Here is a 22,281-nt window from a genome sequence, read left to right as displayed (position 1 = left end):
AAGACCGGGAAGGAGTAAGCGTGGCGCGGACCGTACCGACGATCGGTCGGGGTAGGCGGGCGCTCGACTGCCTCGGCGCCCTCGCCGTGGTCGCCCTGATCGTCAGCCTGCCGGCTCTTCTTGTCTGGGCCGCCGGCAACCCGGTTCCCGGCCTCGGAGCATGGTTAACCGACCTGATTGAGGATCCAAGCGCAGCCGCCTCCCAGGTCTGGCTCAGCCTTAGCAGCCGGGACGATGGGGACCTCTTCCTGCAGGCGTTGGCGCTGATCGGTTGGGTTGCCGTCGTGCTGGCGGCGTGGGCCTGGGTCACCTTTCTGGTTGCCCTGGTCGTGGAGACCATCGCCCAACTGCGCGGGCGTCGGCGCGGTCGGGTCCCGCGCAATACCACTCGCATCCCCGGCATACGACTGCAGCAGCGCGCAGCGGCCGCGCTCGTCGCCGCGATCCTTGGTGCGCTCGCGGCTCCGGCTCTCGCATCGGCATCAGTGCCCGCCGCCATCGCCAGCCCTCCCTCGGTCGCACCCGAGCAGGTGAACCCGGAGCAGGTCGCTTCACTCGCGGCCGTACCGGCGAGTGGTCCGAACGCCGTCGGTTACCTCGAACACTCGGTGGAGCGCGGGGAGAGCCTGCTCGACATCGCGGAGGAGTACAACGTCTCCTGGCAGCACTTAGCCGAGGCCAACCATGGCATTGCGCAACCAGACGGGCGGAGCCTCCAACCAGGCAACACCAGGGTGTACGCGGGCTGGAGGCTGCGGATCCCGGTTGATGCCTCCCTGACAGCCAAAGCGGTAACGGTGGCTTCAGCCGCAACGGCCGGACCGCTGATCTACGAGGTAGCGCGCGATGACTGGCTGGCCGGTGTCGCTCAACGCTTCCTCGGCGACGCCGACCGCTATGCCGAGATCGCCGCTGTGAATCCGGAACTCGAACGACGTGACCACCGATTCCCGAACCACATCGAGCGTGGCTGGCGCGTCACCCTGCCCAAGGACGCTCACGATCGGGGCCCTGCCGGTCACGCCCAGGGTGAGCTCGTGGCCGACGACCCCGACCAACCGTCTTCGAGCGCACCGGAAGTCGACGGCCCCACCGTGCCCCGCCCACCGAACACTGGCGGGAATCAGCCAGGCGCACAAGCTTCGCCGCCGGCTCCTTCAACACCTCCCACCGCAACGCCGACCGCCTCGGTCAGCCCGTCCACGGCGGCCGAACCGTCGACCACAGCAGGGGCGACAGCAGACCCTTCGACATGGAACGACCAGCCCACGGACTCGACGGACGACAGCGACCTCGACGAGGCGATCGTGCTGGGATCGCTGGCCGGCGCAGGGTTGCTCTCCGCGCTGTTGGTCGCCAGCGTGGTACGTCGCCGACGCCACCAACGTCAGCATCGTCGGCCGGGCCGCAGGCTGCCACATCCTCGAGGTGGTGCCACGGAGCGAGCTCTTCGGGTGGCCGAGCAACCCGCCGACGTCGACCGGCTCGACCTCGCCCTACGCAGCCTCGCCGCAGCTCTGGCGGAGCGGGAACAGGCATTGCCGGACATCGCCGCCGCCTGGATCGCCGACCGCGAGGTCACGGTGGCGCTCAGCGAGCCCAACCCAGAACCTCCCGCACCATGGAACGGAGACCGAAGGACCTGGACCCTGCCCGGTGACGCCATCATCCCGCCGGTCAATGAGCAGCTAGCACCGTTACCCGCTCTCGTCGCCGTCGGATCGCAGCCCGGCCGACACCTGCTGATCGACCTCGAACGTCTTGGCAGCCTCACCATCGCCGGTGACAACGAACGTGCCATCGCCCTGCTGCGCTACCTCGCCTGTGAGTTGGCCTGCAACTCATGGTCCGACGACGTCGAGGTGCTGGTCACCGGTTTCCCGGTGTTGGAGACAGAGCTGCTGGTCGCCCTCAACCCGGACCGGATGCGGGCGGTCGCGTCAGTCGGTGAGGCTGTCACACGGCTTCGCCGCCGTGCCGCAGCCGTGGTGGCTGCCCTCAGTGCGACCGGAGCGGCAGACACCTTTGCCGGCCGCATATTCGACGTCGGCGAAGCCTGGGTACCTCAAGTGTTGCTTGTCGCCGATCCCGATCCGAGCGACATCGGCCTACTTGCCGAGCTGGGGACAGACCTGCGGGATGTGGGGCGGTCGGCTGTCGCGGTGGCCAGCACCACCAGGGAGGCCTCTGTCGCCGGCCCGAACACCGCCGTCATCAGCGAGGACGGCCTGCTGCACCTAGCCCTGCCGTTCCTGACTGTCGAGGGTGCCGCAGCCGGACTACCCGTACGAGAGCTGGAACCGCTCGTTGAGATCATGACGCAGGCACGAGCAGCCGCGGATGAGCCGACCCCGCCGGCTAGGGAGCTGGAGCCGTGGGCGGAACACACCGACGCCGCCGGTTCAGTGCTCGACCTCCTCAGCACGAGCGAGCCCCCCGCACCGACGGCGCCAACATCCGACGAAGCAGCGATCGGCGTCGGCAACATGTCGACTCCGGCGGACCCCATCGTCGCCGTGCCCCGGATCGAAGACGCTCTTACCGTCGCCACGGTTCCGCCGCGCGAGGTTGCCGCCGCCATCCGTCAGCGTCGCCGCCAAGCCGATCCGCAGCTCGATGCGGATCTGCGGGCCTGGCGCGAGCAGGACAGGAACCGGCCCCGGATCAGCGTCCTCGGTGCGGTCGACGTCGAGGCGCCCGGCCCGGTGCCCGACCAGCGTCGCCGCTTCCATGCAGAACTCATCGTCTACCTCGCTCAACGGGGCGCCCGAGGAGCATCCGCCGAGCAGCTCACCAATGCGCTCTGGCCCGATCAGCAGGTCAAAGATGCTAGCCGTCGGGTGGCCATCACCCGCGCCCGCCGGTGGCTGGGAGAAAATGCAGACGGCAATGCCTGGCTGCCCGAGATGGGATCCGACCGGCTGTATCGGTTGGCTTCCGGCTACCTGCTGGACTGGCATCTGTTCCGCCGGCTGCGTAGTCGCGGTGAGAGTCGTGGTCCTGCCGGCGTGAAGGACCTGCGAGCCGCGTTGGAGCTCGTTCGGGGTGCCCCTCTCGACGGAGCCGACCGCGCCTACGCCACCGGCACTCGCAACCCTTTTACCTGGCTACCAGAATCCGACATCTATCCGGGCCACATCACCTCGGCTGTCGTCGACACCGCCCACGAACTTGCCGAGCTCTACCTCGATGCGGGCGACACCACGGGTGCTCGCTGGGCTGTACAGCGGGCCTGGCTGGCCGATCCGGAGCGCGGCGACGACGGGCCCTGGCACGACATCATGCGAGCCGCGCACACCGAGGGACATACTGCCGAGCTGCGCAATCTTCTAGGTGAGCTGATGCGTGTGCGAGAAGCCGAAGTGCCCGAAGACCTCACACCGGTCACGTATTCGCTGCTGCGCGAACTCCTGCCAGACCTGCTGTCGGCGACCAGTGGAGCCGGATAGACGACCAGTCGCACCGGGCGGTTTTCGTCTGAACGCGATACGCCAAATCACGAGGAGAAAAACCTGATGCAGAGCTCGCACCAAGGTCAGGGCATGAACTATGCCGAGGCGGCACGAGAGATCGCAGCACGACTCGCGCGTGGCGGTGATGACGTAGTTGCCGCAGGAGCTATCCAAATGGCGATCGAGGCGTGGAAGTGCCTTGCCGGCACCGACCTTGCTTGGGACCGATTCGGCCTGGAGCTCCTCGACGTCCGAGCGAGGCTCTACTCGGATCACGACGACGTGCTCGTCGACGCCGACGTGCCGGTCCGGGACGACGCGGAAACCCGCCTCGCTGTGACGGCGCTGCTGGAACAACTCGCGCGCCACCATGACCGTCTGGCCTCGGACGATCAAAGCGACTTGGCTCGAAGGCTCAGCCATGACGCCGGCGCCCAACAGCTACGACGCGCGGTCGCGGCCCTGGCATGACCGTCGGTCAGTGGTACAACGAGGCGTACCAGGCCTTACGTACCGCGTCTGCTGCAATGGGTCACAGCCGTGCCATGTCGGCGGCTGACATCAACGCCGCCGTGATTGCCAGGTCAGCCATCTACACACAGTTGGCCCGGGCGTCGGCCCTGCTGGTTGGCGGCCGCCCGGCAGCGGAGGCGCCAGACCGGGCCCGCGCCACCGCCATTTTGGCGAGACGTGGGCAGGGTTTGACCCAGCTGTACGTTGGGCTTCAGGGCGCTGCGGTCCTTGACCGGAGCTACCCGCCCTCTCCTGCAGCCGTGGTAGCCGGGCCGGCGCGTTCGCTGCGTCGGGCTGCAGACGCGATCGGCGTGATCGGGGACATCCTCGCCAGTCACGTTCCGCCGGGACAGACACCTCGTACTCCGGAGGGTCTCGCGATTCGAGCTGGCGGTGGCGTCCAATCCGGCCTTGCCGACATCGCCAGGCTCACATCGGCCGCAATTATGATCGACATCGCGCTGCCGGGATGGCTCGACCAGAGGCGGGGCCATCTCACCGAGATCTACCGGCCGGCCACGGAAGCCGCGAGGTGGACTGCCAGCAGCCGATTGAGCGTCGTCGCCCGTGAGTTGATCGCCCTGGGCCGTGGGCAACCGCAGCTACACGGACTCGACGTTGCCCGGTCTCCGCTGAGTCCCGCACCGGCAGTCAGGACTGTGGACGATGCGGTCGCAGCCGTCAGCGCGGCGCGTACCTGGATGTGGCAGAACGCAGGCGAATTGACGAGCACACACCTGCAGCTTGGTACTCAACTCGGCCTCGCGGTGCATATCCTCTCCAGCACCGGCGACCCGGAGATGATCGGCGGCTGGCGGCAAGCAGCCATCGCGGCTGCTGACCTGCGTGCCACCCCTCCGGTTGGCCCAGCTCGCGACACTGCTGCCGAACTGACAGAGGTCCTGCGCTGGCTGCGATCCCTCGGTACGGGCGACCGTGGCGAGTCGGCTGACCGGCATCTTCCGGAGATCGCGCGCCTCAACGCGGAGCTTCCGTTCATGGCGGCGACCCTTCACAAAGGGCTCTCGGTCGCCCTGCAGCGCCGTGACCTGTTCGTGAAGGACGAGGGGGTGCTGCAACGCCCCGCCGGCTCCCTTGTCTTCCGCGCGGCAGAGCGCTGGCGTCCCGCCGTGAGAGGCGACGATGTCGTGCGGGATCTCGCCCGTGCTCTCCTGCAGCGGCAAGATGCAGATATAGATCATGTGCAAGCGAGTCGTTCGGCCAGGACGTTTCCCAACCCGCCGCGAGCGAGGGCCTCGATGTCGGGGCCGTTCGGGTTTCCGGCAGAGCCGTCGTCAGGGCGAGATGCCCATCGGTCTCGGTGAAGTCAGATTGACGGCGGACCGCGGCCTTCCAGGGAGGCTCGGCTGCCGACGTGTAGCTCGCCGGCCGGCCCACCAGGTCCACGATGACGAGCGCCTCGACCCTCATAAGAGACCATGATGGCCACCGCAGCCCCTGCAACGAAAGGCTCCCGCCCTCGTCGCGGCATATGAGTGGGAGCTTTCGTTGGATTCAACACTAATTGTCGCAGCTCAGGGTTCGCGGATTGACGTGCTGGACCCGGGTGTCGTTCGGCTCTGCCGCCGCAACTACAACCTCGCGGATTTTCTGCAGTGAAGGAGCCGGGGGTGGAGACTCCCAACTCCAGTTCGAATATTCGTCGCGGCGGATCAGGTCAACCAGAATTCCGTCTCCATCACGAGTTAGCACCATTCCTTTGTCGAGGCGGTATAGTGGATCGAGCTCCTCTCGAACCGCATCGATTACGAGATTGGCGCTGCGGGACAGCTCGCATGTCAAATACCATATTGCCGTGGCGTTTACGTTTGTTTCGCGAAGGAGTCTCTCGTATTCGGCGGCGTCCCAATTCCCGAGATGCTTATATGGTCGCGCCAAGCGCCAGTGTGAGTTTACTTTTTCAAAAATCTCCTCCGTGATGGCGGATAGTAGAACTTGTACGACCGCAAAGTGGCGATCGAAGGCGATACGAACCCTCGGTAGTTCCGGCGACCATGAACGCGAGAGTAGCCAACTGCCGAGACCTAGTAGGCGTTCAAGTCGGTCGGCGTGCATGCTGGGGATTGCCTGGTTAAGACCGAATGTAAGGTTAGTCCACTCGCCTTCGTCGTCGATGCCAAGCTTATGCTCCCACACCGCCAATTGGGCGAATATTTGCTCTTCAAGCTTTTGGCGGCGTTGGTCGCCGAACCCCCGACTCTGGCGAACTTGAAGCTCATGTGCCTCCTTGATCGCCAAAATCTGGTCGATAGGCCAACCCCTCCCGCCCTCCTTGTCGATAATGGTATGGTGAGTCGGACACAGCAAGATCAGATTGACATAATTGTCGAGCTGGTCCTCAGGATATGCTGGGTCGTGTCGTGGGCCTCCTGCCTTCGAGGACCGAATATGCGCCTCCTCTCCTAGAATCAGTCCTTGCGTTGCGAGCGCGCCTGCTTCCTCGTCGCCTGCAATGGCCGTCAGGGATTGATTGCACCCCTGCCAGGCGCAACAATCTCCGGCTCGGCCCCAGAGCAGCTTTCGAGCAAGGGTGTTAATTGCCATGCGCGGTATCATCCCATGAGTTCGGGCGGAACAGTAGGGTGAGTATTTTCTCTACGCTTGGTCCGCGATAGGTGCAACTGGCGAACGCACTCGATTCGGCTCTTTCGGATGCGCCTGGCTCTTGACGCGCTAGGGTCGATAGCTACTGACAGTGCCGGACGCGCTCGCGGCCCCCGCGGGCGGCAGATGCTGAACACGTGACGGGCCTCCGAACGCCGCGCCGACCCCGCCCTACCACAGGCGCAGGCGGAGGAGGTGATCCGGGAGGCGTGCAGCCGGCGGGACATACGGTCACGAGGAGTGCGATCCACTCCGTTCTCATCGGCCTGAAGTACAGCGGGGTCGACTGGCGGGAAGCACGGCACGACGCGGGGAACCCTCGCCTCGGAGCTCGCTGGCAACGTGCTGCGGCTGACGGTCAACGCTCGGATGGAGTTGTCAGAGGCGGAACGGGCCGCGGTACGAGCGTCGATCCAGGACGAGCGCTGAACAATGCTCGGCCCGCAGCGACTCGACCAGATCCCAGTGCGCTTATCGGCCAGATCCGGATGGTAATCACGGCGGCACAACACGCGATCCGGCGAGGTAACGTCGCGTTGGGTCACGAGGTGATCCTCGCGCAGGAGTCAAGGCGGACTGCCCTCGGCCGTAACTTTCCAATTGCGTTGGAGATGCCAGCCGTCTAGGGACCTGCGATAACTGTCAGAGATCAACCACGTTATGCCCTCACTCAGCCAGCGACGGTGGACGCGCGGGGAGCGTAGCGGCGGGCCTGTCGTGTCTGCTGCCTCCGATGGCCGGGTTGGCGACTCGCGCAGCGGCCGATGCACGAGAAGCCAGTCGCGCGATCGCAACTGTCCAGCCATCGACGGAACCTGCTCCATCGCTCTTCGGGGTGAAGCGGCTACTGTAAGCTCGCGTCAACTCGGGGGAGGACATTCAGTGGTGAAGCTCCATGTCGATCTGCAGCTGTTCGGCAATGCGGCCCTGAGCGTGCACAAGTCTCCCGATGAGCTGCTGAAATCAGGCGCTTGGCGCGTGGCTACGGGCATCTCTACTCACCCCTACACGACCGGAGAGGGCCGGTCATGACCGGGACGTGGGAGCGTTGCGTCCGCGAGGTGACGCTGGCGGCGGATCCGGAGACGGTTGGTGCATTGAGCGGAGGGTGGAACAACCTCTCCACCTCGCTGGGCCATCTGAGGGACGCGTTGGTCGGACGGTCGTTTGTTGGCCCGATCGCGCCCGGTACCGAGCGCCCGCATACCGATGGCCTCCCCGGCATGCTCGCCGGCTGGAAGGGCAGCGGCGGAGACGCCTACCGGGAGCACCTGAGCGGCATCGGCCGGAGCATCGAGGACCTGACCACCACCGCGAGCAACGTCAGCGGTGCGTTGTCGCGGATCGAAGGTGACATCCGCAAGGCGGTCGCGAGAATTCCGATTCCGTTGGGGGACGACTTCGGCATCAACGAGTGGAGCTTGCCCAACGGCGGCGAGCTCGATGGTGCTCAGGACGGCGAGAGCGCCTCGGCCTTTCTCTCCGCCTTGCGCAAGGACTACCAGAGCGACCCGACGTCGTACGCCGACGGCGCGTTCCGTGAGAAGGCCGACGACCTGGAAGCGACCATGAAGGTCGACGGCCAGGCAAACGACAACAAGCGGGGTGGCTTCTGGGACACCAGCTCACATCTGAACAACTGGTACCGCGACAACCAGCAGGCGGCCAACAGTGCTGCCGCTCCACTGAGCAAGGCGATAGAGGTCGAGCGACCGCGACTCGTCGCGCCGGGAGCGAACGATGTCACAGGTCACGACGAATACCGTCCACGAACTCCTCCGGCCGGTTACACCCCCGGCGGCACGGAAGGTGCATCTGTCGCTACCGGCTCCGGTCTCGGTGGCAGCTCTGGTCTCGACAGCACGGGCATCAGTGGCAGCGCCACTCACGGCGATAGCCACTCGGCCGCGGCTAGCGCCGCTCACGGCGGTGGCCACTCGGCCGCGGCAGTGCCGTCCACCGCTGGCAGCTTCGGTAACGACATCACCGGCGGCGTTACAGGCTCGTACACCACACCCTCGCCGCGCGTCGACGCCCCCGGAGCTGAGCTCGGCCTTGGCACCACCAGCCTGGCAGGGGCCGGTGCTCCGACCACCGTCGGCGGCGGCTACAGCGGTTCGGCGGGCCTGGGCCTTGGTGGCCATAGCCCGCTCGGAAGCCCGCTCGGAGTTGGTGGCGGGCTCGGGCTCGGGCCTGGCTCGCCGAGCGGGGTTGTTGGAGGCGGTCTCGGCGCCGGAGGTGCGGGCAGCCCTGTCGGGGGTGGCGGGATCAGTGCGGGCGGCATCCCCGGCATGGTCGGCGGTGGCAACGGCAGGGTGCCGCCGGTGACGAGTGCAGCCAGGGCGGTGCGTAACGCGACCGGTGCCGGCGCGGGTAGTTCGCGGGGTAGCGCCGGTGGTTTGCTCGGCGGCACTGGCGGCGGCAGTGCCGACGACAACGACGAATCCGGTCCCGGGTCGTCGTGGTTGACTGAGGACGACGAACCGTGGCGTGCCGACGACACCGGTTCTCCGGGCATCCTGCGATGAGGACGGGCAGATGAGTGTGAACGATGGTTTGCTCCGGCCTGTCGCGGCGTGTGTGCTGGCCGTACTCCTGACAGGCGTTGTCGCACAACCTGCCGTTGCCGCACCTCAACGCGCCGAGCAGTGGTACCTGGACGAACTCCGCATCGATCAGGCTCACAAGCTGTCGACTGGACGTGGAGTCACGGTCGCCGTGGTGGACAGTGGCGTGGACGCCAGCCACCCGGATCTGCAGGGACAGGTGCTGCCCGGTGGTCGAAGCTACGGTGCTTCCGGCGACGGCCGCGCCGACGAGGACGGCCACGGCACCCACATGGCCGGCATCATCGCAGCGACGAACGCCGCCACCGACGGCGTGGACGGAATCGCCCCGGGCGCCAGGATCTTGCCCATCAAAATCAAGAAGGGTAAGGGTCCGGCTAGCGACCAGGCGCAGGCCCAGGGAATCCGAATGGCCGTCGACGGTGGTGCCACGGTGGTCAACGTGTCCGTCGGAGGGCCGGGCGCCGCCTCGCCGGAGGAGGAGCAGGCCATCGCGTACGCCCTCGAACGCGACGTCGTCGTGGTGGCCTCCGCCGGCAACACCGCCAAGGGGGAGAGCGCGGTCATCTCGCCGGCCAACATTCCAGGCGTGATCGCGGTAACGGGCACGACCCGTGGGGGAGCGTTCTGGTCCGGTTCGGTACAGGGGCCGGAGGCGGTGGTGGCGGCCCCCGGCGATGGCATCCTCAACATCGGCCCGGACCATGGGTACGGGTGGGGGGATGGCACCTCAGACTCTGCGGCGATCGTCTCCGGCGTTGCGGCGCTGGTCCGGTCGAAGTATCCAGACCTGAGCGCAGCGAACGTGATCAACAGGATCATTCAGACGGCGCACGACGCCGGCCCTGCGGGCCGCGACCCGCAGTACGGGTTCGGCCGAATCGACCCGGTGGCCGCGTTGACGGCAGATGTGCCAGCTGTCTCCCAGAACCCGTTGCTCGGTCCGGCGGCCTCGGCCGACGCCACCGCCCAGGCAGCCGATGACGACACCTTCGACGTGACCAAGTACGGCGATCAGGGCGGCCCCAGTGATCAGCAAGTTGCCGTGATCGCTGTCGGAATCGGTGTGGTGCTGCTGATCCTGCTGGCCCTGGCGATCTTTCTGATCCGAAGCCGTCGCCGTCGCGGCCGAGAGGTTGATGTTCGAGCAGAAGCGCGGGACGAACGCCTCGATCGAGTCTCCTCTGGTGGCTACCCGCAGCAGCCGCGGTGAGGCCTGGGCTGGTAGAAGCCACTCGGAGCTGACGTTGCCTCGCACGGCGATGGCATATTGGTCTGCGGCGATCACTGAGGGCGGCGGGCCGGTGACGCCCGTTGGTAGGGTCGTCGCCATGATGGCGCTCGACGGGGGCGCGCCGGTCGGGTGCTCGCGGGAACCCCGATGGCGACGGTCCGCAATATTGTCCGGAAAGGATCGGTCCGATGATCCCCGGATCGCGTAAGGCACCGGACGCCGGCACTGGCCCTGACATAGACGTCTACTCGCCGGACCGCTCCGTTCGCATTGCCGCGACGAGTCGGGGTGACATCGCGGTCGAGGTCGATGGACTGCACCGGCATACGGAGGATTCGCTGGCCCGGCAGGTGCGGGCCGCGGCCAGGGTCGCGTTGGCGTCACTGCAACCGCCGGTACGCGACGTGGACCCTTCCGTGAACGAGCAGCGGTCCGGTTGGTGAGCCGTCGAATGAGCAGAAAGATGTTGGCCGCCGTGGCTGGCGTTGTCGTCGTAGCTCTCGCGTTGCTCGGCGCCTGGCGGTGGGGGCCGTTCGGCGAGGATGAGGCCGTTCCCTCGTGCAGTGAGTTGGCTGAGGCCCTGCCGAGCGTCGTCGAGGGAGCGTGGACCCTGACCCATGCTGAACCAAACCGCGAGTCCAGCAAGTCTGTGGCCAGCTGCGAGTTCGACTACTCGTCGGCTGACCGTTCGTACACGGGCACGATCGCTGTGAGCCTCACCCAGAGCGACGACGAGGCGTATCTGCGCCAGACGGCCGCCGAGGGACCCTGCAACGGCGAGGCGGTTCCGTATCCGAGTGCTGCCAAGTACCGGGTCGCGCGTTCCTGCGTAGAGAAGATCAACGAGAAGATCTTCGCGGGCGTGTTCGTGGCCTCAGAGGTCAGGTACGCGCACGTCTACGCGGACTTCAGCAACCCGGGCGCTGCGGTCGAGCAGGTCGTCGCGTACGCGAACACCAGCGCGCAGCGCATCACCGACCGGGCGATGACGCTCACGTCGACCGACTAGGAGCACGCCGTGGGCAAGCTGGAGCGCTACTTCGCGGACGTGGCCCGGATCAGGGCCGAAGGTGTCTCCGCCAATGGTTGGGTGACGGTCGTTCGGGACCACGACGCCGATCTGAAGGTCGAGATTCGGCCCGGGATGCTGCGTCGATGCAGTCCAGACCAGGTGGCGTCCGAGATTCGGACGGCCCTGCTCGCGGCAGTGGCGGATCACCGGCGGCAGTACCGCCAGCTGCGCATTGACTACTTCGGCTCGCCCCTCGGCGCGGAGCTGTTCACGCCGGTCGAGCCGACACAGGGGGAGAGGCACGGGGGATGACCACGGACACGTCGGCCCTGCGGGTCGAATCACGGGCACTGGTGGCCTTCGGCGTCGAGCGCTACGAGGACGCCGTGACCTACAGTGCTGTTCGCCGCTACCTCGGCGACGTCGGTGCGGTCCCGGTTGCTGCCTGGGGCACGCTCGAGGGGATATCCGACAAGCTCAACCGAGACTGGGCGACGGCCCTGGGTAGCAGGCTGTCGGAGGCGAACATTGCCCGTAACGAGATGGAGCGCATCGCCGACGGGCTGATGCAGATCGCCGCCGACTACGAGGGCACCGAGTTGGACGTCACCACGAACTTCGACGTGTTCAACCGGGACCTGGGCCCATACCTGCCGCTCGGCGACGGCTACGGCAGCAGCGTACGGGTGCGTCCGGGCGGTGCTGGCATCCTTTCCCAGCCACGCGAGCGTCACCTCCCCGGCGACGAGCCAGTATTGATCATCCCGGAGGGCAACGATCGGCTGGGTGCCACCCGCAACGAGAGGTTGCCGCGCACGCGCGTGGTCGAGGAGCCGATCACCATCGGCAGCACCGACGGCAACAACCTGGGCTTCTCCGGCGGCCGGACCACCCACTACGAGAACGGTGAGGGCGACCAACTCGACACGTTCATCCACGAGCACCGCGACACGCTGCTCCAGCTGGAGGCGATCCTGATCGAGCTGGGCACCGGCCAGCGCCTCCCGCTGAGCGACCTGATGGTCCACGCCTGGCGCTCCGCGCCCAAGCTAATCTGGAACCGCGCCGACCTGGTGCACTCGGCCGCCGGCACCTACGCCGAGCTGCGCGCCGAGATGGACGGTGAGCTGAAGAACCTCAAGTTGTACTGGGAGGGCAGCGCCTCACAGGCGTTCAGCCAGTACGCCGAACGCGCCTCGGCCTACCTGCTCCAGCTCGAGACCCAGACGCGGTGGCTGGCCGAGGAGGGCAAGAAGGCCGCGAGCATGTTGGAAGGCCTTCGCAACGCGTACGCGGGCCTTGGTTACCAGCACATCGGCAAGCTCATCGAAGCCCTCAATGGCTACATCGAAGCCGTCAACGGCCTCTTCTCGTCCTGCTCGAACCCGGAAGCGGCCCTCTTGGCCGTGGTGAAGGACTTCGTGACCTTCCTGCTGGACGCGGAGCGCCGGCACGTCGAAGCCATGTCAGACCTGATCAAGATCGACGAGCAGGAACGCAAAGAACGCCCCGACCTCGGCACCCGCGGCCACAACACGACGCCGTTCCCGCAGGCCGAGGTAGGAGCCAACGCCTGGCTGGACGGCGGCAAGTGGGCTCCTCGGCCGGACCGTCCAGCCGTCTGAACGAGCGGGAGGATGTGGTTCAGGGCCGCTGCTGATTCTCACCCGGTTCTGTCGGATCTGCCCGTTCAGGTGGCGGGCCGGTGCCGGTATGCAGATAGGGCAGCAGCACCAGCCGCAGGCACAGCCACCAAGCGTAGACGGCGGCGGTACCCCATGCCTGAGCATCGGTGAGCAGTCCGTGCGCCAGTTCGTTACGGAGGTTCGGACCGAGTTGCTCGCATAGCAGGGCACGTAGCTCCAGGGTCCAACCCGCCCCGAGTAGACGCTCGGCGTCAGGCATCTCCAGCAGCGCGCTGATGCTCTTTTCCGACTCGATGCCGTGGTCGTCTACGAAGAGTGTGAAAACTCCGTGCGTCTTGAAATGGTGGCGTAACAGCTGCTCGACTTGCGGCACCAGCAGCGCGATGGCCGACGGGAAATCTCCGGACAGTCCGTGCCACAAACCACGCGCCCACAAGTACTCGCGCTCGGGCGGAACCAGCGGCGAGTCGGTGCAGATCTCGGCGAGGAAGGCGAGATCGAAGCGGTGTTCCAGCAGGAGCATCTCAAGCGCGGGGTGGATTACAGCTTGTGTGAGGAGCCCGATGCGCCACGTAAATGATCGGACCACATGAGCGAAGACCTCGTCATCGGTGATCGTCTCGGTTCCGCTGCCGTTGCGGGTGGCGACCTTGCGGGCATCAGCACTGAACGTCGAGCTGCCAAAGAGCCGCGACAGGCTGCCCTGCAGCTGCGAACGGCCATCGGCCATCAGTGCTGCCGGATCACTGATTGGCAAGAAGCCAGCGAGAGTGACGAGCGCCTCGAAGCGTGACTTGCCGGTGACCGCTCGCTGCGTCTGCTCTATGTAGCGAGCGATATCGATCGGATCCGACTGAATGCGGACCATCTGTTCCAGGGTCAGTTCACGCGCGTCGCGCAGCTGCTCGCGTAGCTGTGCGAGCAGCGCGTCGAGGCCGTGCGCGGCACGGTACGCCCGCGGGATCCCACGCAGGGTTGCAACGGCCTTTTCGAGGAAGACTCCAACCGTGAGAGCGCCACGGTCCTCGCGCAGCCGCTCGGCGGCTTCTTCTACGTAGGCCAAGGCGACACGATGCACGCAAGCATGAGCAAGTTCAGTCTCCCCTGATCGCATGAACCAGTCGGCTGCTGCGCGCTCGTAAGCACGCTGGAGCCGATGGTTGCCGCTGACGTCGGCGGCGACGACCACGAACCGGTCGGCCACTTCACGAGCGTGCGTCCGGGCGGTCGGTCGGATCAGTGCGAGTAGCGCGGCGACCTCAGTCAGCATGAAGCCGGCGCCAGCGTCCTCCACGCGCAAGAATCCGACTAGATCCGCCGCGATTGCCTCTACTGCGGGGCGCCCCGGCATGCCGCAGCGTAGTGAGAGCTCCAATGCGCGGCGCCAGCTGTCACGGCCGAGGTGATACCACGTGCCGTGGTCCAATGGATGCGCGCGGTAACTTTCGACAGCGGTGGCGAGTAGCTCGCGCTCGCCCCGGTTGCCATACGTCCATGCGATGTCCGCGACCCTCGCCCTGAGCGCCGGGGCCTCGATCAAAGGGACGAGCCGCGCCAGCAGTTGCAAATCCGCGTCTTCCAAGTCGGATGGAGCGACCGAACGGCCCTCTCCGAATTGGAAGACAGGCACGTACGGCTCATTCCAGTTCTCCGGGACGAGCATTGGCGAGGTGGCCTTCGCGAGCACGTCCAGAACCCGCGTGCGGATGCCTTCCTTACCAACCTCGGACTCGGCCTGCGCCTTTAGCCGTGTCAGGTCGATCGAGAGCTGGAGATGGTCAAGTGACGGGCCAGCGTCACTGCTATCGTCCCCCAACGCGGCTGCCCACCAGGCCGGGTCGATCGGCTCGGCCGCAGTATCGCCGGGCGGAGCAGTATTGGTCACTGTGGTCCTTGATCCTTCAAGTTGATGGCGAACCGTGTTCTCGCCCCGGCACCTCGACCGTCATCGTCTCGTGACGAACGATTTGCCGCAATATCTTTCTAGCGTCCCACGATCGGCGCGTCAGTGGTCACCGACAGGCGGCGAGTGCGAACGGGCCGTTCGGCGACGGCTCCTCACGGCGCAGTGGCGCTGTGGATTCACCTGCTGCTAGGCGGACGCGTGCCACTGCAAGATCCACGCAACAATCTGATGCCCGGCAATCGGGCGAGGAGCGGGAGCGGGAAGCGCCACAGCGGCATCTGTGCGCGTCCGGCTCATTCCCAGGTGACGGTAATGGGGTGATGCGAGCGGGCCAGGACGAACCGTCCGACCGTGGGGTCCGGCTCAACGGGAGCGTCAGGAATTCCGAAGCAGACTCTCCGAGAGCGGTAGGTGGCATTCCAGGTGCGGATCTCCGCGCTGACGTGGTGTGCGAGGTCCCGCCCGGCGGGCCCGTGGCCGATGACGCCCACCTCGTAAAGTCTGCTGCCGTCTGGCCTGGCCGGCGTCGGCCTGGTCGTGAGGTAGGCGAGGTCCGCGCCGCGAGTGGTCGCCATCGCGCCCCACCCGAACATCGGCGTGACGACACCGCGTTCCACGGCCGTGGGTTGCACGTTCATCCGCATGATGGCGTTGTCGAGGCGGCAGGCCAGCCAAAGGTCCATCCACTCGTACGGCACCATCGGCGGGAAGAACACGTCGGTCCAGATCTTGCGACGCTCGGTTTCGAGTACGCCGGCGAGTGCCGCGGCATCAACGTCCTGATCGTTGTGCACCTGCAGGATCACGTCCTGCTCTGGGGTAAGGGAGACGAGTCGGCCGGCGTCGTCGCCGATGCCGCGCAGCGGCGTGAACACGGCCAGCTCACTGCCCTGGTCACGCCAGCCGCCGTCGGACCTCTCAAAGATGATCGAACGCGACGCCGCGCCCCGTAGGCGTAGCGGGACGACGAGTCGTCCGCCGGCGCTGAGCTGCTTTAGCCAAGCCGTCGGTGCCTCATGGGCACCGACGGTCGCGATGATCCGGTCGTAAGGGGCGCCCTTGGCGTAGCCGAGTGCCCCGTCGCCGTGCACCACGTCGACGTTGGTGACGTCCGCTGCTGCGAGGTGTTTGCGCGCCTTCTCGACGAGGTCCTCGTCGACGTCGATCGTGACCACACGTCCGGCGTCACCGACGATGGCTGCGAGGAGGGCAGCGTTGTAGCCGGTGCCGGCCCCGACTTCCATGACTCGCTGGCCGGGGCGTACGGCGAGCTGTTCGAGCATCATGGCCACGATCCGCGGCTGTGAGGGCGCGCTGATCGAGGTTCCGTGGGCGTCGGTCTTGGCGGCGACGGTCTCATCGGCGTACGCCTGCCGCATCGGTACGCCGGGGAGGAACAGGTGGCGCGGCGTTCGGCGCATCGCAACCTCGACGGCGGATATGCGATTGATGTCCTCGGCCACGGCAGATCACGCCTCCTCAATCCGGCTGGCGTGGTCTGACCGCGCGCTCTTCAGACCGGACCGGCGCAGTGGCCAGAGTCGTGGCCCGCTGGGCAGGTACAGCGGCAGCCCGGCGACGTAGCCGTGGGAGGTCAGGAAATCCCGCGCGCGCTCGTTCGTCACCACTACGTCGACTGGCAACCCGCGTTGGTCGACGACCTGGTGGTGACGGGCGAGCAGTTCGGTGCCAACGCCCTGCCCGCGGCAGTCGTGCGCCACGTAGAGCCGTGCCAACCAGTGATGGGGCGCGTCGGACTGATAGCTGTTCAACAGGGCGCTGAGCTGCCGGAACCGAGGCATGCCTCCCCTCGTGAAGGCACCCAGGTGATGATCCGACAAGACGGGCGCGTCGTCGGCCGGATGACGGCGCCACACAGCCACGCCGCTCATGTCCGGCAACACGTCAACATCGCCCCACTCGACGGCGTGGTCGACCTCCATCGCCAGCAGTCCCTGGAAGACGCCTTGCCGCTCGGCTGGGTCGGGCACAAGCCACTCAGCCACCGGGTCCTCGGCGAGACCTCGGGTCAGCAGAGCGGCTATCGCCGCTACATCGCTGGGCTGAGCGGGTCGTGCGAGCAGGGTCGACACCGCGGGGGTCACCTGGCACTCCGGCGCGGGAGCAATCCACTCCCGGCGAAGCCCTCAGGCCGGGCGGCATTCGGTTGCCCGCGCCACATCCGCCAGATCGTCGGCCCGGTGGTGGGAAGGATCATCGGCGGTCCCGCCCGGTACCCGAGTCTGACGTACAGCTCGCGGTTGCGGACGTTGCTGGCCTCGAGGTACGCGGGCATGCCGAGCGCGTCGAGCTGGCGGTGGTGGTGGCTCAGCAACGCGGCGCCGATCCCACGGTTCTGCTGCTCGGGGTTGACGGCGACGTAGGCGAGGTAGTGGTGTGGCTCGCTCGGGTGATATGCCTCGAACACTGCGTCGAGAAGAGCGAACTTCGGTGCGTACACCCCAGTGGCTGCTTCCAGCGAGGCAGGGTGCTCCAGCGATCCCTTGGGCGAGCGTTCGGGGCGCGGGTACCAGATCGCGACGGCGGACAGGTCTGCGGTGGTGTCGACGTGGCCATTGTCGAGGGCGTGGTTGAGGGCCAGCTCGAAGTACCTCCGGTAGACGGCCCGGCGGTCGTTGGGGTCAGGGACCAGCCAGTCGGCGACGGGCCCGTCGAAGAACGCCTCGGCGAGAACTGGAATCAAGCCTTCTGTGTCGCCTAGGGTTGCCTGGCGCATCGTCACGCCGGTGCTGATGTCGGTCATTGAAGCTCCTGGCAGGGGTCAGGCCGGTTGGCGGACGATGGTCGGGCTGCGGAGGGATGCGGTGGCGCTCTCCGGGCCGAGGCCGATGGCGCTGTAGACGTCTGGCTTGGCCGCGCGGAGGATCAGCGCCCAGGTCGCGCCGATGAGGGCGACGATGGCGTACGCGGCCGGAAAGAGCCAGCGCAGCGGCGAGTGCGGATGAACACCCAGGAGGGTGTCGAACTCCTGCAGAGTGACGACGAGGATCGCGGTCAGCGCGATCGTAGCGATCAGCGGTGCGACGACGGCCCGCCACGGCCCCTCGCCGTGCCTGATGCGGGCGAAGAAGCTGACCACCGCGGCAGAGGTCACGGTCATCAGGGCCAGGACACCGAGACCACCGGTCACGGTGACCCAGAAGAACAGGTGGACGATCGGGTCGGCATTCGCCGCCGCGTAGCCGATGAGTACGACCACCGCGACGACGCTCTGGATGATCGAGCCGATCTTCGGCGCGCCGGTGCGACGGCTGGTCCGACCCAGTGCGGCGGGGAGCACCCGCTCACGCCCGAGGGCGAACAGGTACCTGGCCACGGTGTGATGAAACGACAGCAGCGCGGCGAACAGACTGGTGATGAAGAGGATCCGGCCGATCGTGACGACGCTCGTGCCGAGGTGCGGTGAGACGAGGTTGAAGATCAGGTCGGTCCCGTCGGCCCGGGCAGCGTCCACGATCTTGTCGGGGCCGGTGGCTACGGACATGGCCCACGCCGACAGGCCGTAGAGCAGGCCGGTGAGCGCCACGGCGATGTACGTGGCACGCGGTACGGTCCGTCGGGGGTCCTTGGTCTCCTCGCTGAAGACGACGGTGCCCTCGAAGCCGACGAAGCCCGTGATCGCGGTTACCAGTGCCGCACCAATCCCGGCGGCGAAGATGTGCGACGGGGCGAGGGTGTCGAAAGCGACCGTCCCGCTGGCGGGGTGGCCGAGCATTACCGCGTCGAAGACGAGGGCGACGGCGCACTCGGCGACGAGCATCACCGCCAGGACCTTGCCGTTCAGGTCGATGCGCAGGAGACCGAGCACGGCGACGATGGCCCAGGCGACCAGCGCGCAAAGCCACCAGGTGGTGTCCCAGCCGTACCGGCTCTGCAGGAACTGGGCGAGGACCGCGCCGAACCCGCCGTACAGACCGATCTGCATGGCGTTGTAGGCCAGTAGCGCGACCATGGCTGCGGCGACGCCGGCTGGGCGGCCGAGTCCGTGGGTGACGTAGGTGTAGAAGGCACCGGCGTTGACGATCCGCCGGGACATGGCCACGTAGCCGACTGCGAACATGGCGAGTACGGCGGCGACGACCAGGTACGACACGGGTATGCCTGTCACACCGGTAACGGCGTACCCGGTGGTTGCTCCGCCGGCGATGACGGTGAGTGGCGCGGCTGCGGCGATCACGAAGAACACCACGGAGGGGATCCCGAGTCGGCCGCGCGCCAGGACAGTTGTGACCGTGTCAGGTCTCGAGTGAGGCATGGGTTCTCTTTCGTTCGGGGTGATCTGTGCACGCACGTCAGGAGGTGCGGTGGCTGAGAACGCCGGCGCCGATGACGCTGCTGAGGTCGGCGAGGAGGTCGCGTAGCGGTAGCCACGATTGGTTGACCAGTTGGCGCAGGTGCGCCTGAGCGCTGTATGGCGCGCCGTCGAGCAGGGCTGTGTCCAGCTGGGTGTGCAGCGTCAGGCCGGCCAGCGCGATGTCGAAGTGGTCGAGCTGGCGGTAGTTGCGCACCTGCTGAGACAGCCGGGCCCACGACCAGGCGGCAGTGTTGATGTCTGTCGGGACGTAGACGGTGCGCTGCCGCCAGAGCCGGCTGACCTGCGTCTGTTGAAGGAGCCCGACCTGCCACATGCGTGTGGCGACCTGCTCGTAGGCGGTGGTGGCTAGGAAGGCCAGCCAGGTTCGGGTGTCGGTGTGCTGTGGCTGCGTGATCAACTGGTCGAGGACGAGGTGTTGCAGCCAGTCCTTCGGCGGGAAACGCTGGAGGACTTCGACCTTCCCGTGCTCGAACGTGATGCGGCGTTCGTAGTACAGCTCGACCATCAGCGCGGCGGCGAGGCCCGAGGCCAGTGCCGTGTCGAAGAGGCGGGGCCGGCCAGTCTGGTCGTCGTGCGCCATGTAGAAGAATTCGTCGGCGATGCGAGGGCTGACTGCGGCAGCGGTACCGATGGCTCTTACCGGCCGACGCGGCGGTGCCGGCTCATTTTGGGCGGGCATGGCCTGCTCATCGGCTGCGTCAGGTGGTCTGTTCACCGCGGCTCGCCTCTCAGAGCTGAGTTATCGGCGGCGGGCAGGAGCCCGAGCTGGCAGAGGAGGTGTCGACCCCCGGCGTGGTGGGTGAGCTCCTCCACGGCCCAGGCGTGCTGTGGGCATTCGCTGTCGCTGCAGTGGAAGCAGGTGCCGTCACCCATGTGCTGGAGCACCGTCAGACGGGCCGACTCGAAACGGTCGACGGGGCGGGCGCCTTCGTCGGTGCCGGTCACAGCGTCTCCGCAATCCGGCGCAGCGCGGCGACGCTGACGCGTAGCTCCATACAGGCCGGGTGTAGATCAACCTGTGGGTAGTCGCACTGGGGTTGATGGCCGCGCACCCACACCCACTCGTCGCTTAGGTGCGCGAGGTCAGTGCGAAGCCAGGCGACGACAACGTCGACAGGCGTGCCAGGGGTCAGGTCCCGCCCGAAAGACCAATCGTCGGGGCCGAGCCTCAGGAGGGTCCCGGGCTCCATGGCGGCCAGAGTGCGGGGGACGTTCACGATGAGAACTTCTCGCCGGCGCGTGAGCCGAGAGTGTTCTGCTGGTCGATGGGCGGCAGACCAGAACCGGCCCAGAAGGCGCGGTTTTCAGCGGCGAGCTCACGAGCTGATGGCTGATCCGGGCCACCCACGCCGGTTCGGTTCCATCCGCCGCGGTGACCGAACAGCGTCGCCGCGCCCTCGCAGTCGATGCCGAACGGCCGGTACTGCCGACCGTCCTGGGCCGGGACGAACCATTTGAATCGTTTCGCCACCGTCATCTCCCCTCAGTTGGTGGTGCGCGGCCGGACCCTCCCCGGCCCTGCCGCGCACCTGTCCGGCGGGTGCAGGGACCGTCTCGTACGGGGGGACGTGACGGGCCCTGCACCCTGCTCGACCGAGTGGTGCCGTCGCAGGCACCTGCCTCGGTGGATCTCGGGCGATCGAGCAACCGCCAAGTGGGCTGTGGCCGACCGGCGGATAACTGATTGCGAATCAACGATCACGGAATGCTGCACACCTGGGAATGCCGACCTCTGGTCCGACCTCGTGTACCGACCTCCGGTCCGACCGCGCTCTGAGCTGGACATTCGTGCCTGCACAGGGCTACAGCGAAGATCCTTCTCCCGTTTATCGGGGTTACATTGGGCTCACCGACCCGGTCGCATGGTCGGCGGCTCGAGATGAAGCCGTGGAGGCTGCCGGTGACCAAACCCAGTCCGCTTGTCCGACGGCGATGGCTTGGACGCGAGATCAGGCGCCTACGCAACGAGCACGGCATGACGGCCGAACCACTCGCACGCGCCGTCGGCTTTCCGCGACAACAGCTCAGCGCCTTGGAAAATGGGCACCTCGGTCCCGACATCGACCTGGTCAGCGCGATCTGTGACTACCTGTCCGTCGGCGCCAAGCGGCGGAGCGCCATCATGGAGGCCGCGACCGACGGCTGGGCACACGGTTGGTGGATGGCTGACGCGGAGCGGATGGGCACCCGGCAAGCCACCTACGCCGATCTCGAGAGCGGTACCAAAACCATTACCGAGTACGCCCTGGCGCTGGTGCCTGGCCTCCTCCAGACGACAGCCTTTGCGGACGCCCGGTTTCGGAGCGACCCGGCCCGTCACGCCGACACCTTCGACCCCGCAGCAGCCGTCGCCGCCCGGGCGTACCGGCAGCAACTGCTGCTCGCGGTCGACGGACCGCGCTACGACGTCGTGCTCGACGAAATCGCGATTCAACGCAGCGCCGCCGACCCGCACATCGTCGCCGACCAGATCCGGCACATCGTCGCCGTCTGCGCAGGACACCCAACCGTCACCGTCCGCGTGCTGCCGATTGGCGCCTCCATCAAGGGCCACAGCGCACCCAGGTCCGCGTACTCGATCTACCGCTACCGCGACACGCCGGACTCGGTAGCTGTCGCCGCCGACACGCTCACGAGTGATCTGATTTACACAGAGCCGGACGAGGTCCAGCCTTATCTGAGCCTGCACAGTCGGCTGAAGGCCGCCGCGCTTGCGCCCGACATCAGCGTTCACCTGCTCCGTGTCGCGGCGCAGGGCCTGTCACCCATCAAAGGAGTCTCCGCGTGACCCCGCGATACACGAAATGGCGTAAGTCCACCCGCAGCGACGACGGCAACTGCTTCGAGGTCGCCAACGCCGTCGACGGCACCATCGGTGTACGCGACTCGAAGGACGTCACCGGCCCGATACTGGAATTCCGCACGGTTACGTGGAGCGCCTTCACTGGCGGGCTCCGCGCCGGCGCGTTCTGCCGCTGATCCTGGCTCTG

The 22,281-nt window shown here is 66.9% G+C and carries 19 protein-coding genes; 11 read left to right on the top strand and 8 right to left on the bottom strand.

Annotated features, from left to right (window positions below):
• Positions 1-20 precede the first annotated feature (20 nt).
• The 3 genes from KBX26_RS02835 to KBX26_RS02825 all read left to right on the top strand — a co-directional run bounded on the left by KBX26_RS02835 (position 21) and on the right by KBX26_RS02825 (position 5,290).
• Complete coding sequence (locus KBX26_RS02835; RefSeq protein ID WP_210864642.1) at positions 21-3,449, top strand: LysM peptidoglycan-binding domain-containing protein; 3,429 nt, start codon at positions 21-23, stop codon at positions 3,447-3,449.
• A gap of 93 nt (positions 3,450-3,542) precedes the next feature.
• Positions 3,543-3,923, top strand: a complete 381-nt coding sequence (locus KBX26_RS02830) for a hypothetical protein (RefSeq protein WP_210864641.1) — start codon at positions 3,543-3,545, stop codon at positions 3,921-3,923.
• Positions 3,920-5,290 carry a hypothetical protein gene (locus KBX26_RS02825; protein WP_210864640.1) on the top strand — a complete coding sequence of 457 codons (1,371 nt, stop codon included), beginning with the start codon at positions 3,920-3,922 and terminating at the stop codon, positions 5,288-5,290. The genes KBX26_RS02830 and KBX26_RS02825 overlap by 4 nt, the downstream gene beginning before the upstream one ends.
• 196 nt (positions 5,291-5,486) lie before the next feature.
• On the opposite strand, the gene KBX26_RS02820 is transcribed toward KBX26_RS02825, so the two are convergent.
• Positions 5,487-6,530 (bottom strand): hypothetical protein, encoded by a 1,044-nt coding sequence (locus KBX26_RS02820; protein WP_210864639.1) that lies wholly within the window; start codon positions 6,528-6,530, stop codon positions 5,487-5,489.
• Between the two features lie 1,121 nt (positions 6,531-7,651).
• Between KBX26_RS02820 and KBX26_RS02815 the strand changes: the two genes are divergently transcribed.
• The 6 genes from KBX26_RS02815 to KBX26_RS02790 all read left to right on the top strand — a co-directional run bounded on the left by KBX26_RS02815 (position 7,652) and on the right by KBX26_RS02790 (position 13,028).
• Positions 7,652-9,118, top strand: coding sequence for a hypothetical protein (locus KBX26_RS02815; RefSeq protein ID WP_247680184.1), 1,467 nt, complete (start codon positions 7,652-7,654; stop codon positions 9,116-9,118).
• A gap of 10 nt (positions 9,119-9,128) precedes the next feature.
• Positions 9,129-10,370 (top strand): type VII secretion-associated serine protease mycosin, encoded by a 1,242-nt coding sequence (gene mycP, locus KBX26_RS02810; protein WP_210864637.1) that lies wholly within the window; start codon positions 9,129-9,131, stop codon positions 10,368-10,370.
• Between the two features lie 209 nt (positions 10,371-10,579).
• Positions 10,580-10,834 carry a hypothetical protein gene (locus KBX26_RS02805; RefSeq protein ID WP_210864636.1) on the top strand — a complete coding sequence of 85 codons (255 nt, stop codon included), beginning with the start codon at positions 10,580-10,582 and terminating at the stop codon, positions 10,832-10,834.
• Between the two features lie 8 nt (positions 10,835-10,842).
• Positions 10,843-11,400 (top strand): hypothetical protein, encoded by a 558-nt coding sequence (locus KBX26_RS02800; RefSeq protein ID WP_210864635.1) that lies wholly within the window; start codon positions 10,843-10,845, stop codon positions 11,398-11,400.
• 9 nt (positions 11,401-11,409) lie between these two features.
• The gene (locus KBX26_RS02795; protein ID WP_210864634.1) at positions 11,410-11,715 is read left to right on the top strand and encodes a hypothetical protein; all 306 of its coding nucleotides are present in this window, start codon (positions 11,410-11,412) and stop codon (positions 11,713-11,715) included.
• On the top strand, positions 11,712-13,028 hold the full coding sequence (locus KBX26_RS02790) for a hypothetical protein (RefSeq protein WP_210864633.1): 1,317 nt from the start codon (positions 11,712-11,714) through the stop codon (positions 13,026-13,028). Before KBX26_RS02795 ends, KBX26_RS02790 begins: the two co-directional genes overlap by 4 nt.
• 19 nt (positions 13,029-13,047) lie before the next feature.
• Here KBX26_RS02790 and KBX26_RS32900 read toward each other — a convergent pair whose 3' ends face one another.
• From KBX26_RS32900 to KBX26_RS02755, 7 genes are all read right to left on the bottom strand, one after another.
• Positions 13,048-14,934, bottom strand: coding sequence for a DUF4209 domain-containing protein (locus KBX26_RS32900; protein ID WP_210864632.1), 1,887 nt, complete (start codon positions 14,932-14,934; stop codon positions 13,048-13,050).
• 314 nt (positions 14,935-15,248) lie between these two features.
• Positions 15,249-16,418, bottom strand: a complete 1,170-nt coding sequence (gene fxlM, locus KBX26_RS02780; protein ID WP_210864631.1) for a methyltransferase, FxLD system — start codon at positions 16,416-16,418, stop codon at positions 15,249-15,251.
• 6 nt (positions 16,419-16,424) lie between these two features.
• Positions 16,425-17,048, bottom strand: a complete 624-nt coding sequence (locus KBX26_RS02775; protein ID WP_210864630.1) for a GNAT family N-acetyltransferase — start codon at positions 17,046-17,048, stop codon at positions 16,425-16,427.
• A gap of 8 nt (positions 17,049-17,056) precedes the next feature.
• Positions 17,057-17,719 carry a GNAT family N-acetyltransferase gene (locus KBX26_RS02770; RefSeq protein WP_210864629.1) on the bottom strand — a complete coding sequence of 221 codons (663 nt, stop codon included), beginning with the start codon at positions 17,717-17,719 and terminating at the stop codon, positions 17,057-17,059.
• An 18-nt stretch (positions 17,720-17,737) separates the two neighbouring features.
• Positions 17,738-19,231: an APC family permease gene (locus KBX26_RS02765; protein ID WP_210864628.1), complete on the bottom strand. Its 1,494-nt coding sequence runs from the start codon at positions 19,229-19,231 to the stop codon at positions 17,738-17,740.
• Between the two features lie 37 nt (positions 19,232-19,268).
• Entirely contained in the window at positions 19,269-19,970 is a 702-nt protein-coding gene (locus KBX26_RS02760) for a GPP34 family phosphoprotein (RefSeq protein ID WP_210864627.1), read from the bottom strand.
• A gap of 534 nt (positions 19,971-20,504) precedes the next feature.
• Positions 20,505-20,768: a hypothetical protein gene (locus tag KBX26_RS02755; RefSeq protein ID WP_210864626.1), complete on the bottom strand. Its 264-nt coding sequence runs from the start codon at positions 20,766-20,768 to the stop codon at positions 20,505-20,507.
• Positions 20,769-21,170: 402 nt separating this feature from the next.
• Between KBX26_RS02755 and KBX26_RS02750 the strand changes: the two genes are divergently transcribed.
• Positions 21,171-22,079: a helix-turn-helix transcriptional regulator gene (locus tag KBX26_RS02750; protein ID WP_282102132.1), complete on the top strand. Its 909-nt coding sequence runs from the start codon at positions 21,171-21,173 to the stop codon at positions 22,077-22,079.
• Entirely contained in the window at positions 22,076-22,270 is a 195-nt protein-coding gene (locus KBX26_RS02745; protein ID WP_210864624.1) for a DUF397 domain-containing protein, read from the top strand. The genes KBX26_RS02750 and KBX26_RS02745 overlap by 4 nt, the downstream gene beginning before the upstream one ends.
• Positions 22,271-22,281: the final 11 nt, after the last annotated feature.

The organism is Micromonospora sp. C97 (genome assembly GCF_018070385.1).
In the GTDB taxonomy this organism is placed as follows: domain Bacteria; phylum Actinomycetota; class Actinomycetes; order Mycobacteriales; family Micromonosporaceae; genus Micromonospora; species Micromonospora parva.
Note: the sequence above shows the minus strand (reverse complement) of the source record. Positions and strands in the feature narration are given on the sequence as shown.

Bases quoted from the DNA above. Each gene is read 5' to 3' on its own strand.
- KBX26_RS02805 (WP_210864636.1), top strand. From the start codon at position 10,580: ATGATCCCCGGATCGCGTAAGGCACCGGACGCCGGCACTGGCCCTGAC.
- KBX26_RS02770 (WP_210864629.1), bottom strand. From the start codon at position 17,719: ATGACCGACATCAGCACCGGCGTGACGATGCGCCAGGCAACCCTAGGC.
- KBX26_RS02790 (WP_210864633.1), top strand. From the start codon at position 11,712: ATGACCACGGACACGTCGGCCCTGCGGGTCGAATCACGGGCACTGGTG.
- KBX26_RS02760 (WP_210864627.1), bottom strand. From the start codon at position 19,970: ATGCCCGCCCAAAATGAGCCGGCACCGCCGCGTCGGCCGGTAAGAGCC.
- KBX26_RS02800 (WP_210864635.1), top strand. From the start codon at position 10,843: ATGAGCAGAAAGATGTTGGCCGCCGTGGCTGGCGTTGTCGTCGTAGCT.
- KBX26_RS02765 (WP_210864628.1), bottom strand. From the start codon at position 19,231: ATGCCTCACTCGAGACCTGACACGGTCACAACTGTCCTGGCGCGCGGC.
- mycP (WP_210864637.1), top strand. From the start codon at position 9,129: ATGAGTGTGAACGATGGTTTGCTCCGGCCTGTCGCGGCGTGTGTGCTG.
- KBX26_RS02825 (WP_210864640.1), top strand. From the start codon at position 3,920: ATGACCGTCGGTCAGTGGTACAACGAGGCGTACCAGGCCTTACGTACC.
- KBX26_RS02755 (WP_210864626.1), bottom strand. From the start codon at position 20,768: ATGACGGTGGCGAAACGATTCAAATGGTTCGTCCCGGCCCAGGACGGT.
- KBX26_RS02820 (WP_210864639.1), bottom strand. From the start codon at position 6,530: ATGGCAATTAACACCCTTGCTCGAAAGCTGCTCTGGGGCCGAGCCGGA.
- KBX26_RS02750 (WP_282102132.1), top strand. From the start codon at position 21,171: ATGAAGCCGTGGAGGCTGCCGGTGACCAAACCCAGTCCGCTTGTCCGA.
- KBX26_RS02830 (WP_210864641.1), top strand. From the start codon at position 3,543: ATGAACTATGCCGAGGCGGCACGAGAGATCGCAGCACGACTCGCGCGT.